The 15150-nt window shown below is 71.1% G+C and carries 15 protein-coding genes; 10 read left to right on the plus strand and 5 right to left on the minus strand.

Going from position 1 to position 15150, the window contains the following annotated elements; translation table 11 throughout:
• Positions 1–39: 39 nt before the first annotated feature.
• The 4 genes from BLV72_RS19125 (at position 40) to BLV72_RS19140 (ending at position 2791) form a co-directional block, all read left to right on the plus strand.
• Positions 40–249, plus strand: coding sequence for a helix-turn-helix domain-containing protein (locus BLV72_RS19125; protein ID WP_014053989.1), 210 nt, complete (start codon positions 40–42; stop codon positions 247–249).
• Between the two features lie 128 nt (positions 250–377).
• Positions 378–476, plus strand: a complete 99-nt coding sequence (locus BLV72_RS19130; RefSeq protein WP_003948845.1) for a 30S ribosomal protein bS22 — start codon at positions 378–380, stop codon at positions 474–476.
• 210 nt (positions 477–686) lie between these two features.
• Positions 687–1730 carry an NAD-dependent epimerase/dehydratase family protein gene (locus BLV72_RS19135; protein ID WP_059145107.1) on the plus strand — a complete coding sequence of 348 codons (1044 nt, stop codon included), beginning with the start codon at positions 687–689 and terminating at the stop codon, positions 1728–1730.
• 14 nt (positions 1731–1744) lie between these two features.
• On the plus strand, positions 1745–2791 hold the full coding sequence (locus tag BLV72_RS19140) for a lysophospholipid acyltransferase family protein (RefSeq protein ID WP_059145106.1): 1047 nt from the start codon (positions 1745–1747) through the stop codon (positions 2789–2791).
• 142 nt (positions 2792–2933) lie between these two features.
• Here BLV72_RS19140 and BLV72_RS19145 read toward each other — a convergent pair whose 3' ends face one another.
• From BLV72_RS19145 to BLV72_RS19160, 4 genes are all read right to left on the minus strand, one after another.
• Positions 2934–4172 carry a DUF5667 domain-containing protein gene (locus BLV72_RS19145; RefSeq protein ID WP_093463687.1) on the minus strand — a complete coding sequence of 413 codons (1239 nt, stop codon included), beginning with the start codon at positions 4170–4172 and terminating at the stop codon, positions 2934–2936.
• A 204-nt stretch (positions 4173–4376) separates the two neighbouring features.
• Positions 4377–5186, minus strand: a complete 810-nt coding sequence (locus BLV72_RS19150) for an ECF subfamily RNA polymerase sigma factor, BldN family (protein WP_093463689.1) — start codon at positions 5184–5186, stop codon at positions 4377–4379.
• A 529-nt stretch (positions 5187–5715) separates the two neighbouring features.
• Entirely contained in the window at positions 5716–6639 is a 924-nt protein-coding gene (locus BLV72_RS19155) for an HAD family hydrolase (RefSeq protein ID WP_059145103.1), read from the minus strand.
• A gap of 118 nt (positions 6640–6757) precedes the next feature.
• Positions 6758–7036: a glutaredoxin family protein gene (locus BLV72_RS19160; protein WP_093463690.1), complete on the minus strand. Its 279-nt coding sequence runs from the start codon at positions 7034–7036 to the stop codon at positions 6758–6760.
• Positions 7037–7387: 351 nt separating this feature from the next.
• Between BLV72_RS19160 and BLV72_RS19165 the strand changes: the two genes are divergently transcribed.
• Genes BLV72_RS19165 through hemB form a run of 5 tightly spaced genes read left to right on the plus strand, consistent with a single transcriptional unit; the run spans position 7388 to position 13302 of the window.
• Positions 7388–8188 (plus strand): redox-sensing transcriptional repressor Rex, encoded by an 801-nt coding sequence (locus BLV72_RS19165; RefSeq protein ID WP_059145101.1) that lies wholly within the window; start codon positions 7388–7390, stop codon positions 8186–8188.
• Positions 8185–9654 (plus strand): glutamyl-tRNA reductase, encoded by a 1470-nt coding sequence (locus tag BLV72_RS19170; RefSeq protein WP_093463692.1) that lies wholly within the window; start codon positions 8185–8187, stop codon positions 9652–9654. The genes BLV72_RS19165 and BLV72_RS19170 overlap by 4 nt, the downstream gene beginning before the upstream one ends.
• Positions 9651–10640: a hydroxymethylbilane synthase gene (gene hemC / locus BLV72_RS19175; protein WP_093463693.1), complete on the plus strand. Its 990-nt coding sequence runs from the start codon at positions 9651–9653 to the stop codon at positions 10638–10640. The genes BLV72_RS19170 and hemC overlap by 4 nt, the downstream gene beginning before the upstream one ends.
• The gene (locus BLV72_RS19180) at positions 10637–12301 is read left to right on the plus strand and encodes a bifunctional uroporphyrinogen-III C-methyltransferase/uroporphyrinogen-III synthase (protein WP_093463695.1); all 1665 of its coding nucleotides are present in this window, start codon (positions 10637–10639) and stop codon (positions 12299–12301) included. Before hemC ends, BLV72_RS19180 begins: the two co-directional genes overlap by 4 nt.
• The gene (gene hemB / locus BLV72_RS19185) at positions 12298–13302 is read left to right on the plus strand and encodes a porphobilinogen synthase (protein ID WP_093463696.1); all 1005 of its coding nucleotides are present in this window, start codon (positions 12298–12300) and stop codon (positions 13300–13302) included. The genes BLV72_RS19180 and hemB overlap by 4 nt, the downstream gene beginning before the upstream one ends.
• 80 nt (positions 13303–13382) lie before the next feature.
• Here hemB and BLV72_RS19190 read toward each other — a convergent pair whose 3' ends face one another.
• Complete coding sequence (locus BLV72_RS19190) at positions 13383–14003, minus strand: nucleoside/nucleotide kinase family protein (protein WP_093463698.1); 621 nt, start codon at positions 14001–14003, stop codon at positions 13383–13385.
• A gap of 229 nt (positions 14004–14232) precedes the next feature.
• Between BLV72_RS19190 and BLV72_RS19195 the strand changes: the two genes are divergently transcribed.
• Positions 14233–15114, plus strand: a complete 882-nt coding sequence (locus BLV72_RS19195) for a D-alanyl-D-alanine carboxypeptidase family protein (RefSeq protein ID WP_093463699.1) — start codon at positions 14233–14235, stop codon at positions 15112–15114.
• Positions 15115–15150 lie beyond the last annotated feature (36 nt).

Below are 15150 nucleotides of genomic sequence, written 5' to 3' on the forward strand. Positions count from 1 at the left end.
CCGGTGCCCGACATGTGCGGAAGGTTCAGGTGTTGTGTCATGGCTGCTGGCGAACGGCCTCTGAACGAGGTTCAGTTTCTGACCGTGGCGGAAGTCGCCTCGGTGATGCGAGTGTCCAAGATGACCGTGTACCGCTTGGTGCACAGCGGTCATCTGCCGGCGATCCGGGTGGGCAGGTCTTTCCGGGTCCCAGAGCAAGCGGTTCATGAATACCTCCGCGAATCGTATGTGGGGGTCGAGTCCGCCTAGGCGCTTTCCGGGCCCGGGGAGGACCCTCGGATTACGTGGTTCGCTCGGCGGCGGGTAGGCTGGCCCGATGTAGGTCGTGTGGGCTCGGACGCCCCGCACCGAGTGAATCGAAGTGAGCGAGGGTAGTCGTGGGCTCTGTTATCAAGAAGCGGCGCAAGCGGATGGCGAAGAAGAAGCACCGCAAGCTGCTCAAGCGCACGCGCGTCCAGCGTCGCAACAAGAAGTAAGCAAGCGACGCTGTGTTCGTCCCGCAGCCCTTCCACCACCGGTGGAAGGGCTGCGGTGCGTGTGTGGCACGGGTCTGCGCCACGCCGGCCCCTGCGGCCCCGGCTTAAAACGCGCATCGCGCGGCGAGTGGTCATCACAGCGCAACAACGAGCGGTTACGGTGTTCGGCACAGCCCAGCTCGGACGAGGGTGGGAAGGAAGGCGCTGATCTTGGGAAAGGTCGTGCTCGTCACCGGGGTCGCCCGCCGGCTGGGAGGCCGTTTCGTCCGGCGCATACAGCGCGAACCCGATGTGGAGCGGGTGATCGGCGTGGACGCCGTGCCGCCCGAACACCACCTCGGCGGTGCCGACTTCGTCCGGGCCGATATCCGGCATCCCACGATCGGGAAACTGCTCGCCGAATACGGCGTCCACACGGTCGTCCACATGGATATCAACGGGACTCCGCTGGGGGCGCGCGGCAATCGCGCCTCGATCAAGGAGACCAATGTCATCGGCACCATGCAGCTCCTCGGCGCCTGCCAGAAGGCCCCGTCGGTGCAGCGGCTGGTGGTGAAGTCCAGCACCAATGTGTACGGCTCCGCGCCCCGCGACCCCGCCGTCTTCAGCGAGACCACCCCGCCCAAATCCCTGCCGAGCGGCGGCTTCGCCAAGGACACCGTCGAGGTCGAGGGATATGTCCGCGGTTTCGCCCGGCGCCGCCCCGATGTCGCGGTGTGCGTGCTGCGCTTCGCCAACATCCTGGGGCCCTGCGCGGACTCACCGCTCGCCGAGTACTTCGCGCTGCCCGTACTGCCCACCGTCATCGGCTATGACCCGCGGCTGCAGTTCGTCCATGAGAAGGACGCCATCGAGGTGCTGCGGATCGGCGCCTCCGAGCCGCGCCGGTCCACGCTCAACAGCGGCACGTTCAATATCGCCGGAGACGGGGTGCTGCTGCTCTCCCAGGCCGCCCGGCGACTCGGCCGCCCGACCCTGCCGCTGCTGCTGCCCACCCTGCGATGGGCCCGCACCGCGCTGCGGTCCCTCGGCATCACCGACTTCTCGCCCGAGCAGATCCGGCTGCTCACCCACGGCCGGGTCGTGGCCACCAACCAGATGCGCGAGACCCTGGGATTCGAACCCGAGCACACCACCGCCGGTGCCCTCGCGGACTATGCGCACAGCCGTGGTCCCGGGCTGCTCCCGCCCGAGACCCTCGCCCGTACCATCGATCGGCTCGCCGCGCTGCTGCCCGCCGGCGCCCAGACGTGAGGAGCGCAACCACCATGGCGGACGCCAAGGTCATTCCGTTCGGTGAGGAGCCCCGGTCTTCTCGGAGGAAGGTCCCTCGGCTGGGGCGCGGCGGTCGCTCCCAGGGCTCGCTCAAGCCCGTACCGCAGCAGCGCGACGAGGCGCTCGAACAGCGCCCCCAGACGGCGGCCGCGGCCGTGCCGCCCCTGCCGCCCGGCCCGCCCAAGCAGGCTCCGGGCAGCGGAGACTGGGAGCGCAAGCTGGCCCACGGGCTGAGCTTTCTGCGCCGCCGGATCACCGGGGACTACGAGGTCGACGACTTCGGCTACGACCACGATCTGACCGAGCAGGTCCTGATGTCCCTGCTCCGCCCGCTGTACGAGAAGTACTTCCGGGTCGAGGTGAAGGGGATCGAGAACATCCCCGACAGCGGCGGTGCGCTCGTCGTCGCCAACCACTCCGGGGTGCTGCCGCTGGACGGCCTGATGCTCCAGGTCGCGGTGCACGACAACCACCCGGCCAAGCGCCATCTGCGGCTGCTCGCGGCCGACCTCGTCTTCGTCCTGCCGGTCGTCAACGAGCTGGCGCGCAAGGCGGGTCACACCCTCGCCTGCTCCGAGGACGCCCAGTTGCTGCTGGAGCGCGGCGAGGTGGTCGGGGTGATGCCGGAGGGCTTCAAGGGGATCGGCAAGCCGTTCTCGGAGCGGTACAAGCTGCAGCGCTTCGGGCGGGGCGGCTTCGTCTCGACCGCGCTGCGCGCGGGGGCGCCGATCGTGCCGTGCTCGATCGTGGGCGCGGAGGAGATCTACCCGATGGTGGGGAACGCGAAGACCCTGGCTCGGCTGCTCGGCCTGCCGTACTTCCCGGTGACGCCGACCTTCCCGCTGCTGGGGCCGCTGGGTGCGGTGCCGCTGCCGACGAAGTGGACGATCCAGTTCGGCGAGCCCATCCCCACCGACGGGCATCCGCCGGAGGCGGCGGACGACCCGATGCTGATGTTCAACCTGACGGACCAGGTACGAGAAACGATCCAGCACACGCTCTATAAGTTGCTGGTGCAGCGGCGGTCGGTGTTTTTCTGAGGCTTGCCCCCGCGGGGGTCGTGATGCGGCCGGGAGAGGGGCCAAGTTGCTGGTGCGGCGGCGGTCGGTGTTTTTCTGAGGCGTGACGTGGTCTGAGGGCGGGTGGTGGGCGTATCGCACACCACCCGCCCTCAGGACGTCGTCACCTCGTGTCGTCGCCGTCGATGCTCAGGCCCGGCAGCAGGTCCGGCAGCAGCGGGGGGATGGTGATGTCCGGCTGGGACGACGTCTTGCCGCCCGGGTCGCCCTTGCCCGTGGACGGGCTGGGGGTCGCGCCGCCGAGCGGCGGGTCCAGCAGGTCCCCGGCGCCGCCCACCAGCCCGCCGCTCTGGTCGTGGGTGCTTGACGAGGACGACGGGTGCGGGTGGGTGGTGGTCTCGCCGGTGCGGCTGCCGCTCGGGGTGGCCGAGGTGGACGCCGGGCGGTCGCCCGGGGCCACCCCGTCCGCGCGCTGGGGCGCGTGGCCGGTCTGGCCGGACTGGCCCTGCTGCTCCTTCTTCGTGGGCAGCAACGCCCGCAGCGGGCCGACCTCTTGGTCTATGGCGTCGAAGACCGAGCTCACCTCGTCGCCGACGTCCGTGAGCTGGACCGGAAGCTGCCCGCGCAGGCGGCTCCAGCCGCCGCGATGGGCCTGGGAGAAGGACGAGAGCTGCTGGATCGGGCCGAGCGAGCCGTCGCGCTCGTAGACCTGGTGCAGCAGCCGGTGGCCTTCGGAGGCGTCATGGCGCATACCGGCCAGGGCCCGGCGGATCTCGCCCAGCGAGTCATGGTCCAGATCGCCGGTGCGGGTGCGCTCCATCAGCCGACGCGCCTCGCTCATCCGCGTCGACGCCTGGTCCAGATAGATCCGGCCCCGGTCGGCGTCGCCGTCCGCCATCTCCAGCTTGAGGTCCTCCATGCCGCGCTTGAACCCGTAGAGGGTGTCGCCCGGCAGTGCGTCCGAGCTGGCCGCGGCGACGCCGCCGAAGGCACCCGCCGCGACGCCGACGGTGAGCCCCCCGGCCGCAAGCCCCTTGGACCAGCGGGAACGGGGGCGCAGTCTTGCCACCGGGGGTTTGGCGCGGTGGGCGCCGCCGGTGCGGCGGCGCTGCTCGGGTACGCGTGGCGCGCCCTCGGCGAAGGCCGCCTCCATGGCGGCGAGCAACTGCGCCCGCTGGGTTACGCGGACCTCCGGGTCCAATGTCGGTGCCGGCAGCTCGCCCAGCCCGCTCGCCAGGGCCAGCAGCCGTCTCCGCTCGGCGCTCTCCGCCGATGGGGAACCTGGCTGTTGCTGCGGCGTCTTGTCCTGGGCGGCCTGGTGGTTGCTCTCCAGGGCCTCCAGGGCCTCCAGGGCCTTGGCGAAGGCGTTCGCCCGCCGGTGTGCCGATACGTTCGCGATCACAGGCGGCACCTCCTCTCGTCGTGACGGTCGACTCCCCAGGACACCCGAGGGTTCCGTGCCATGCGCGCGTCCACCCGATCGAGTGAGTGGACTACGGGCAGGGTACGACCACGAGGCGCCTGCATCCCCCACAACGAGCGGCGCAGCACCCGGGTTACGCCCTGCCCAAAGGCGGACGGTCCGTGGCCGGACGGCTACGGGTGGTCAGCGGGCGTCGTCCGGAAGAAGCCGGGCCAGGGTGCGCACGGCCCGGTACTGAAGGGTTTTGATCGCGCCCTCGTTCTTCCCCATGACCCGGGCGGTCTCGGCGACCGAGAGGCCCTGGAGGAAGCGGAGCGTCACGCACTCCTGCTGCTGCGGGTTGAGTTTTCGCACCGCCTGCAGCAGGGCCGCGTTGGACAGCGATTCGAGGACGGAGTCCTCGGGGCTGCGCTCGACCTCGTTGGCGTCGAGCATCTCGCCGGTGGTGACCTCCAGCCGGAAGCGGCTGGACTTGAAGTGGTCGGCGACGAGGTTGCGCGCGATGGTCACCAGCCAGGCGCCGAAGTCGCGGCCCTGCCAGGTGAAGGTGCCGATGCGGCGCAGGGCGCGCAGGAACGTCTCGCTGGTGAGGTCCTCCGCCGTGGCCTTGCCGCCCACGCGGTAATAGATATAGCGGTAGACCGTGTCGGCGTACTGGTCGTAGAGCCTGCCGAATGCCTCGGCCTCTCCGGACTGGGCGCGCTCGACGAGGTCCATCATGCGACGGCTGTCGCTGTCCGCGCCGGGGCGCCGGGCGGTGGGGGTGGTGGAGCCGCGGGAGCGTCTGCTGACCGCGGCGCCGCCGTCCGCCAGTGCGTAGCACGGACCGGCCTGGCCGGGGCGATTGACCGTGCCGACGGCTGGGCTGACGGGCAGGGGGGTGGCGAGGGCGGGGACGGCATACGCGGTGGGGACGAAGCCGCGCAGACAGTCAAGGACCGTTGCGCGCAGCGTAGCCAGGCCCGAGGCGTCAACCCCGACGTGTGGGTACACGAGACTCCCAGAGGCAGAGCTTCCATCACGAGCAGTACGGGACCGTCACCCGCCGTAGGGACGTGTGGGTACCGGTTTGCGTCTAAGGAGAATAACGCTTCGTACAGGCGGCACTACACCCAGTTGTTCAAATCATCGTTTCCGTTCGCTCTGTTATGTATTGATGACTCATCAAGTATCGAACGTGCACCGCTAATTGACCGGAATCGTTCGTGGATTGTGCGATTGCGTGGCGTGTTGTGACAAAGCGGCGGTAAGGGGACTGGCGGGAGCGCTGTGGGGTAAGACGCGCGGAATGACCGAAACTGGGCGGGCGCGTTCGGTTGGTGACGCTGCGTATCGATGGACGCGTGGTCACGGAGCGCGATCGGCGGTCAGCCTTGACCGTCCTCGGTCACGGTCGTGCGCGAGCGGTCAGCGGGGCCCGAGGGAAGCGCGCCGGAAAGGGTTCAGCGGGAGGTCGGAGGGGTGGAGGGGGCCGTCGGCCGCTTGGGGTCAGCGGCGCCGGTGGTCCCAGTCGTGCCCGCGGTCAGCGGCGTCGGCGGTGCAGGGCCACGGCGGCCGCCGTGCCGCCCGCCACCGCGCCCACCCCGGCCGCCGCCGGAATGCCGATCTTGGCCGCCTTACGGCCGGTGCGGTAGTCGCGCAGCCGCCAGCTGTGCTCACGGGCGTGCTTGCGCAGCCGGGTGTCCGGGTTCACCGCGTACGGATGGCCCACGATCGACAGCATCGGGATGTCGTTCGCGGAGTCGCTGTAGGCCGCGCAGCGGGAGAGGTCCAGCCCCTCGGCCGTCGCCAGCGCCCGTACGGCCTCGGCCTTGGCCGGGCCGTGCAGCGGCTCACCGACCAGCCGGCCGGTGTAGACGCCGCCCACCGACTCGGCCACCGTGCCCAGCGCCCCGGTCAGGCCGAGCCGCCGGGCGATGATCGTCGCGGTCTCGACCGGTGCGGCGGTCACCAGCCAGACGCGCTGTCCGGCATCCAGATGGGCCTGGGCGAGGGCGCGGGTGCCGGGCCAGATGCGGTCGGCCATGTACTCGTCGTAGATCTCCTCGCCGATCGACATCAGCTCGGAGACCCGGTGGCCCTTGACGATGGACAGGGCGCTGCTGCGCACGTCCTCCATATGCGCCGGGTCCTCGACGCCGGCCACCCGGAACCAGGTCTGCTGCCATGCGAAGCGGGCGAGTTCGCGCTTGCGGAAGAAGTGCCGCTTGTAGAGGCCGCGGCCGAAGTGGAAGATCGCGGCGCCCTGCATGACCGTGTTGTCCAGGTCGAAGAAGGCGGCGGCCCGCTCGTCGCCGACGACGGGGAACTCCGGTTCGGCGGGGGGCTGCGGTGCGGGGGTCTCGGCCGACGACTTGCGCGCCGCCTCGGCCGATGCCTCTCCGGCGAGGACACTCCGCTCGGTGGCGGGTCGTCGACGTCGGGTGAACCATCCCAGTGCGGCCATGGGGCGAGCATAGCCAGCGCTCCGGCGCATCCCGTTACGCCCGGGTGTCGGGCCGATTCAGGTTACGCGAAAGGGAGGCCGCGGAGGGGCTGAAATCAGCCGCCTCGCGGGGGCGGACTCAGCCGCCGAGCGCGGTGCGCAGCCGCTGGGGATTCACCCGCCAGAAGTCATGCTGTTCGCCGTCGATGAGTACCACCGGGATCTGCTCCCAGTAGGCGCGGTACAGCTCCTCGTCCTGGGTGATGTCCTTCTTCTCCCAGGGGGTGCCCAGCGCGCCGCAGACCTCTTCGACCACGGCCTCGGCGTCCTCGCACAGATGGCAGTCGGGCTTGCCGATCAGCGTGACCGTGCGCTCGGAGGGCTTCTTCCGCGGGGTGCGGCGCAGCAACGGACTCATGCCCCTCATTCTGCCTGCCCGCGTCGGCGGGCCTGCTTCCACGAGTTCGGAAGTGGGCTCTCGGTCGATTACGATCGTGGGCGTTTTGTTGCTGTCCGGGGGTAAAAGGGTGAGGAGTGAGGGCCTGTGCTCCGGTCGGCGGCCCAGCGGTGCGAGCGTGCCTGCCGGGAACGGTGTGACGCAGGTGGTGGTTCCGCGGCTGGCCCGAAAAGGCGCGTGACACCGGTCACTTTGCTCGGACAAAGCGGACACCATCTTTGTGCACGCGTTCACAAAGACATAGCCTGCTGTCGATGGGGCGGTCATGAAACACCCGGCCGCCCACAGCCTCGCTCTACCCGCAGGAGCACCGTGGCAACTGGCCGAACTCACCGACCGGCGACCCGCAGCCGAGGGATCCCCGAGGCCACCGTCGCCCGGCTACCGCTGTATCTGCGTGCGCTGACCGCTCTCTCGGAGCGCTCGGTGCCCACAGTGTCCTCGGAGGAGCTGGCCACCGCGGCCGGCGTCAATTCGGCCAAGCTGCGCAAGGACTTCTCCTATCTCGGTTCGTACGGCACCCGCGGTGTGGGCTACGACGTCGAGTACCTCGTCTACCAGATCTCGCGGGAGCTCGGGCTCACCCAGGACTGGCCGGTTGTGATCGTCGGTATCGGTAATCTCGGCGCCGCGCTCGCCAACTACGGCGGCTTCGCCTCCCGTGGCTTCCGGGTCGCCGCGCTGATCGACGCCGACCCCACCATGGCCGGGAAGCCGGTCGCGGGCATCCCGGTGCAGCACACCGACGAGCTCGAGAAGATCATCACGGACAACGGCGTCTCGATCGGTGTCATCGCCACCCCGGCGGGCGCGGCCCAGCAGGTCTGCGACCGGCTCGTCGCCGCCGGGATCACCTCGATCCTCAACTTCGCGCCCACCGTGCTGACCGTTCCGGACGGGGTGGATGTGCGCAAGGTCGATCTCTCCATCGAGCTACAGATCCTCGCCTTCCACGAGCAGCGCAAGGCGGGCGAGGAGGTCGCCGCCCCCGAGGAGGCGGCGGGAGCCGTTCCACCGCCGCCGGTGGCGCATCGCGCGCCCTCCGGCGGCCCCGCAGCGGACAGCGGCCGGCAAGGGCCTGACGGGGACGTGCCCGCCGTGATGCCGGCATGAGTCTCCTCGTCGTCGGACTGAGCCACCGCAGCGCGCCCGTGAGCGTGCTGGAGCGCGCCGCCCTGGTGGGGGACGAGCAGGCGAAGCTGGTGCAGGACACCCTCGCCGCCGAGCCCGCCACCGAGGCCACGGTGCTGGCCACCTGCAACCGCATCGAGCTCTACGCCGACGTGGACAAGTTCCACGCCGGGGTCGCCGAGCTGTCCACGCTGCTCGCCCAGCACACCGGCGTCGGACTGGACGAGCTCACCCCGTACCTCTACGTCCACTACGAGGACCGGGCCGTCCACCACCTCTTCTCGGTGGCCTGCGGGCTGGACTCGATGGTCGTCGGCGAGGGGCAGATCCTCGGCCAGATCAAGGACGCGCTCGCGCTGGGGCAGGAGCTGCACACCGCAGGGCGGCTGCTGAACGATCTCTTCCAGCAGGCGCTGCGGGTCGGCAAGCGGGCCCACAGCGAGACCGGTATCGACCGGGCGGGCCAGTCGCTGGTCACCTTCGGCCTGGAGCAGCTCGCCCAGGGCGCGCCGGTGGCGGAGTGGGCCCGGGGCAAGCGGGCCCTGGTGATCGGCGCGGGTTCGATGTCCTCGCTGGCCGCGGCGACGCTCGCGCGCGCCGGTGTGGCAGAACTGGTGATCGCCAACAGGACGTTGGAGCGGGCGCTGCGCCTGGCCGAGTCCCTGGTCCAGCAGCACGCGGCCACCCCGGCCGCGATCCCCGCCGAGGGTGATGAAACGTTGCGCGAGCCGCTGGTGGCCCGCGCCGTGCCGCGGGACCGGGTGTCCGCCGAGCTGCCGCACGCCGACATCGTCGTCTCCTGTACGGGCGCGACCGGGCTGGTCCTGACCGCCGCGGAGCTGCGCACCGCGCTCGCCCAGCGCGCCGCCTGCCCGCCCGGGGCCCACCGCGCGGGGACGGACGTCTCGCTGCTCGATCTGGCGATGCCGCGCGACATCGACGCGGCGGCGCACCGGATCGAGGGGCTGCACCTGGTCGACATCGAGTCCCTCGCCGAGGCGGCCGCCGAGCCGTCCGGGGCGCCGGGCTCGTCCGCCGGGGCGATGGCCGCCGATGTGGACAAGGTGCGGACCATCGTCTCCGCCGAGGTGGCCGCCTTCGGGGCGGCCCAGCGCGCCGCGCACATCACCCCGACGGTGGTCGCGCTGCGTACCATGGCGGCGGACGTCGTCGCGAGTGAGATCGCCCGGCTCGACGGGCGCCTTCCGGATCTGGACGACAAGCAGCGGTCCGAGATCACCCAGACCGTGCGCAGGGTCGTCGACAAGCTGCTGCACGCGCCCACCGTGCGGGTCAAGCAGCTCGCGAGCACTCCGGGTGGCGCCGGTTACGCCGACGCGCTGCGCGAGCTCTTCGACCTCGATCCGCAGGCGGTCGCCGCCGTCAGCCGTGCCGACGGCTCGGCCCGCGCGGCCGAACAGAACGACCCGAAGGGAGGCCGGCCATGAACGCCACCCCCTCACCCGCCGCCTCCGGCGGCACTGCGCCGCTGCGTCTGGGCACCCGCCGCAGCGCGCTCGCCATGGCCCAGTCCGGCCTGGTCGCGGAGCTGGTACGGGAGGCCACCGGGCGCCCCGTCGAACTGGTCGAGATCACCACGTACGGCGACACCTCGCGGGAGCACCTCGCGCGGATCGGTGGCACCGGCGTCTTCGTCTCGGCGCTGCGCGAGGCGCTGCTGAGCGGTGAGATCGACCTGGCCGTGCACTCGCTGAAGGACCTTCCCACCGCGGAGCCGGAGGGGCTGCGGCTGGCCGCGATACCGCGCCGCGAGGACCCGCGCGACGCGCTGATCGCCCGGGACGGGCTCACCTTCGCCGAGCTTCCCCCGGGATCCCGGATAGGCACCGGATCCCCGCGCCGCGCGGCCCAGCTCAACGCGTGGGCCCGCTCCTTCGGCCTCGACATCGAGACCGTGCCGATACGCGGCAACGTCGACACCCGCATCGGCTACGTCCGGTCGGGACGGCTGGACGCCGTGGTGCTCGCCGCCGCCGGCCTGATCCGTCTGGGGCGGATCGGCGAGGCGACCGAGCTGCTCGATGTCGGTCATGTTTTGCCCGCCCCCGGCCAGGGGGCTCTGGCAGTGGAGTGTGCCGCGTCCAACGTGGCGCTCACTGCCCGGCTCGCCGAGATCGACGACCCGTATACGCGGGTCGCCGTGACCGCCGAGCGATCCCTGCTCGCCGCCCTGGAGGCCGGCTGCAGCGCACCCGTGGGGGCGCTGGCCGACCTGCTGGCCGACGGTCAGGTTGTCACCGAAATGCGCCTGCGCGGCGTCGTCGGCTCCCTCGACGGCACGACGCTGGCGCAGCTGTCCACCACCGGTCCCGTACCCGCGTCGCCCAGTGAGGCCGGGGACCTCGGTCGCGAACTCGCCGCCGAGATGCTCGCCAAGGGTGCGGCCGGTCTTATGGGGGAGCGAGCACTTTGAACCCCACCGTCCCGAATCACCCCGGCTGCGGACACGTCACCTTCCTCGGTGCGGGCCCCGGAGATCCGGGCCTGCTGACCTTGCGCGCCGTGGAGGCTCTGGCCACCGCGGACGTACTGATCGCCGACCCGCAAGTGCTCGACGTGGTGCGGGGGCACGTCAGGCCGGGCGTGGCCGCGGACGCTCAGGGCGCGCCGCGACAGGCGGACGCTGATGGGTCGTCAGCCACCGCCGCCGTCCCGATACTCCGGGACACCGCCAATCTTGTCATGACGGCCGCGCGCGGCGGCAAGCGGGTCGTCCGCGCGGTCGCGGGCGACCCCGGCCTCGACGGATACGCCGCCGAGGAGATGCTCGCCTGCGCCGCCGAGGGCATCCTCTTCGAGGTGGTGCCGGGTGTGGCCGCCGCGGTGGGCGTGCCCGCCTACGCGGGGGTGCCGCTGCGGGACGCCCACAGCGCGGATGTGCGCTTCGTGGACGCCCTGGCCGCCGACGAGCGCTGCTGGAGCGAGGTCGGCTCGTCCGACGCGACCGCCGTGGTCTCCGCGACCCTGGAGACGGTGGCCGCCGCCGCGGGTGAGCTGGTGGCCGCGGGCCGCAAGCCGGACACCCCGCTGACCGTCACCGTGGGCGGCACCACCACCCGCCAGCGGACCTGGACCGCGACGCTGGGGACCATCGCCCAGGTGCTGAAGGCGGCGAAGGTGCTGCCGTCCCCGCAGGGCGCACAGCCGGTGATAGCCGTGGTCGGCGAGCAGAGCGCGGCCGGCCGGCGCGATCAGCTCTCCTGGTTCGAGTCCAAGCCGCTGTTCGGCTGGAAGGTCCTGGTGCCGCGCACCAAGGAGCAGGCCGCCTCGCTCTCGGACCAGCTCCGCAGCTACGGCGCGGTGCCCAGCGAGGTGCCGACGATCGCCGTGGAGCCGCCGCGCACCCCGCAGCAGATGGAGCGCGCGGTCAAGGGCCTGGTCACCGGGCGCTATGAGTGGATCGCCTTCACCTCGGTCAACGCGGTCAAGGCGGTGCGGGAGAAGTTCGAGGAGTACGGGCTCGACGCCCGCGCGTTCGCCGGGATCAAGGTCGCGGCGGTGGGCGAGCAGACCGCGAAGTCGCTGATCGACTTCGGGGTGAAGCCGGATCTGGTGCCCAGCGGTGAGCAGTCCGCGGCCGGGCTGCTGGAGGACTGGCCGCCGTATGACCCGGTCTTCGACCCGATCGACCGCGTCTTCCTGCCGCGGGCCGACATCGCCACCGAGACCCTGGTCGCCGGGCTGATCGAGCTGGGCTGGGAGGTCGACGACGTGACCGCGTACCGCACCGTGCGCGCCTCGCCGCCGCCGGCCGAGACCCGTGAGGCCATCAAGGGCGGCGGGTTCGACGCGGTGCTCTTCACCTCGTCGTCCACCGTGCGGAACCTCGTCGGCATCGCGGGCAAGCCGCACAATGTCACGGTCATCGCCTGTATCGGCCCGGCCACCGCGAAGACCGCGGAGGAGCACGGGCTGCGGGTGGACGTGCTGTCGCCCGAGCCCTCGGTGCTCAAGCTCGCCGAGGCGCTCGCGGACTTCGGGGCGGCGCGGCGGCAGGCCGCGATCGAGGCCGGGGAGCCGGTCACCCGCCCGAGCGAGCGACGGCCCGGTTCGAGGAGGAGGGCACGCTCTTGAGCACCACGTACGGCAGCTTCCCCGGTGCGCGGCCGCGCCGGCTGCGGGTGAACCCGACCATGCGCCGCATGGTCGCGGAGACCCGGCTGCATCCGGCCGAGCTGATCCTGCCCGCGTTCGTCCGCGAGGACGTGACCGAGCCGGTGCCGCTGCAGACGATGCCGGGCGTGCTGCAGCACACCCGGGACTCCCTGCGGAAGGCGGCGGCCGACGCGGTCGCCGCGGGCATCGGCGGGATCATGCTCTTCGGGGTGCCGGAGGAGTCCAAGAAGGACGCCGTCGGCACGCCCGGCACCGACCCGGACGGAATCCTTCAGGTGGCCATCCGCGATGTGCGCGCCGAGGTCGGCGACGACCTGGTGATCATGTCCGATCTCTGCCTGGACGAGCACACCGATCACGGCCACTGCGGGGTCCTGGACACCGAGGGCCGGATCGACAACGACGCCACCCTGGAGCGGTACGCGGAGATGGCCCGCGTCCAGGCCGACGCGGGCGTCCACACGGTGGGCCCCAGCGGCATGATGGACGGGCAGGTCGGGGTGGTCCGCGAGGCGCTGGACGGCGCCGGGCACCAGGACGTCTCGATCCTCGCCTACACCGCGAAGTACGCCTCCGCCTTCTACGGCCCGTTCCGCGAGGCGGTGGGCTCCTCGCTGAAGGGCGACCGCAAGACGTATCAGCAGGACCCGGCCAACGCCCGGGAGGCGATGCGCGAGCTGGAGCTGGACCTGGCCGAGGGCGCGGACATGGTCATGGTGAAGCCGGCCCTGCCGTATCTGGACATCCTGCGGCAGATCGCCGACGCCGTGGACGTGCCGGTGGCCGCGTACCAGATCTCCGGTGAGTACGCGATGGTCGAGGCGGCGGCGGCCAACGGTTGGATCGACCGCGACCGCGCGATCATGGAGACGCTGACGTCGGTACGGCGCGCTGGCGCCGGGATGATCCTCACGTACTGGGCGGTCGAGGTCGCCCAGCGGCTGAACCGCGGGGAGTGAGTCTCCACCGCGGGGAATGATCACGAGGCCGGGGGAGCGGAGCCCCCGGCCCGCTTCTCCTCATATCGCGCACACGGCGATCACCGGCCCCCGACCACGAAGTCGGCGGCCGCCCGCCCGGGGGCGACCAGCCGGGCGTTGGCCTCGTCGGAGGTGAGGACGAAGCGCTCGGCCACCTCGCGCGGCTTGCCGAACCGCTCATGGCGGTCGATCAGCCGGCGCACCCGCTCCTCGGTGTCCAGGTCGACCCACCAGGTCTCGTCCAGCAGCTCGCGGACCGGGAGCCAGGGCGCCTCGTCCAGCAGCAGATAGTTCCCCTCGGTGATCACCAGCGGGATCTTTGGCGGCACCGGGATGGTGCCCGCGACGGGCTGTTCCAGCTCGCGGTCGAACCCCGGCGCGTAGACGACCTCCTCGGCGCGCGGCGCCCGCAGCCGCCGCAGCAGCGCGGTGTAGCCGTACGGGTCGAAGGTCTCCGGCGCGCCCTTGCGGCCGAGCAGGCCGAGTCGGCGCAGCTCGGCGTCGGCGAGGTGGAAGCCGTCCATCGGCACCAGGACGGCGCGGTCGGCGCCGAGGGCGTCGACCAGGTACTCGGCGAGGGTGGTCTTGCCGGCCCCGGGCGGTCCGGCGATGCCGAGCAGGCGGCGGCCGCCCGCGTCGGCCAGGCGCTGGACGCGGTCGAGGAGTTGCTGGGAGGTCATGGCGGCGCTTTCGGTGGCTTTCGGGAATCGGCACGATCCACTATCCGGCCCGCGGCCCGCCCCCGCGGCTGCCGGTGACGGGGCGGGCAGGCGGGCAGCCGGGGGAATTTCCAGAAATCTCGGCAGAGGGGCACATCCCTTGACCCCTTTCACGCGTCACATGGGAGAGCGGCCCTGCGATGCGGCCGCACGCATGGGGCATTTGGAGATATTCACGTTGAAAACCGGCATGAAGGGTCTACGTCGCGTATCCGCGGTCGCGATCACCGCGGGAGCCGTGCTGACGGCGGGGGCGTTCACCGCCTCCGCGCAGGCCGCGACGACCGCTACTCCCACGATCGCCGCCAAGGGCGGGTTCGTGATGAACAACGGCACGGGAAAGAGCCTGTTCACCAAGGCCGCGGACACCCGTCGGTCCACCGGCTCCACCACCAAGATCATGACTGCCCGGGTGGTGCTCGCACAGCCGAACCTCAACCTGGACGCCAAGGTCACGGTCCAGAAGGCGTACAGCGACTACATCGTCGACAACAACTGGGCCTCCTCGGCCCGGCTGATCGTCGGCGACAAGGTCACCGTCCGCCAGTTGCTGTACGGGCTGATGCTCCCGTCCGGCTGTGACGCGGCGTACGCGCTGGCGGACAAGTTCGGCACCGGTTCCACCCGGGCCGCGCGGGTGAAGTCGTTCATCGGCAAGATGAACACCACGGCCAAGTCCCTCGGGCTGACGAACACCCACTTCGACTCGTTCGACGGCATCGGGCACGGCGCCAACTACTCGACACCGCGCGATCTGACGAAGCTGGCCAGCAGCGCGATGAAGTACTCCACGTTCCGTACGGTCGTGAAGACGAAGTCGACCAAGCAGAAGGTGACCACGAAGAGCGGCGGCTACCGCTACATGTCGTGGACCAACACCAACAATCTGCTGGGCAGCTATTCGGGCACCATCGGCGTCAAGACCGGTTCGGGTCCGGAGGCCAAGTACTGCCTGGTCTTCGCCGCCACCCGGAACGGGAAGACGGTCATCGGCACCGTCCTCGCCTCCTCCTCGGTGGACAACCGCACGGCGGACGCGAAGAAGATCATGGACTACGGCTTCAAGCGGTAGGCCGAGTCCGAGGCGAACAAGGGCCTGCCCCACGAC

The sequence above is a fragment of the Streptomyces melanosporofaciens genome (assembly GCF_900105695.1).
GTDB classification, from domain to species: Bacteria; Actinomycetota; Actinomycetes; order Streptomycetales; family Streptomycetaceae; genus Streptomyces; species Streptomyces antimycoticus.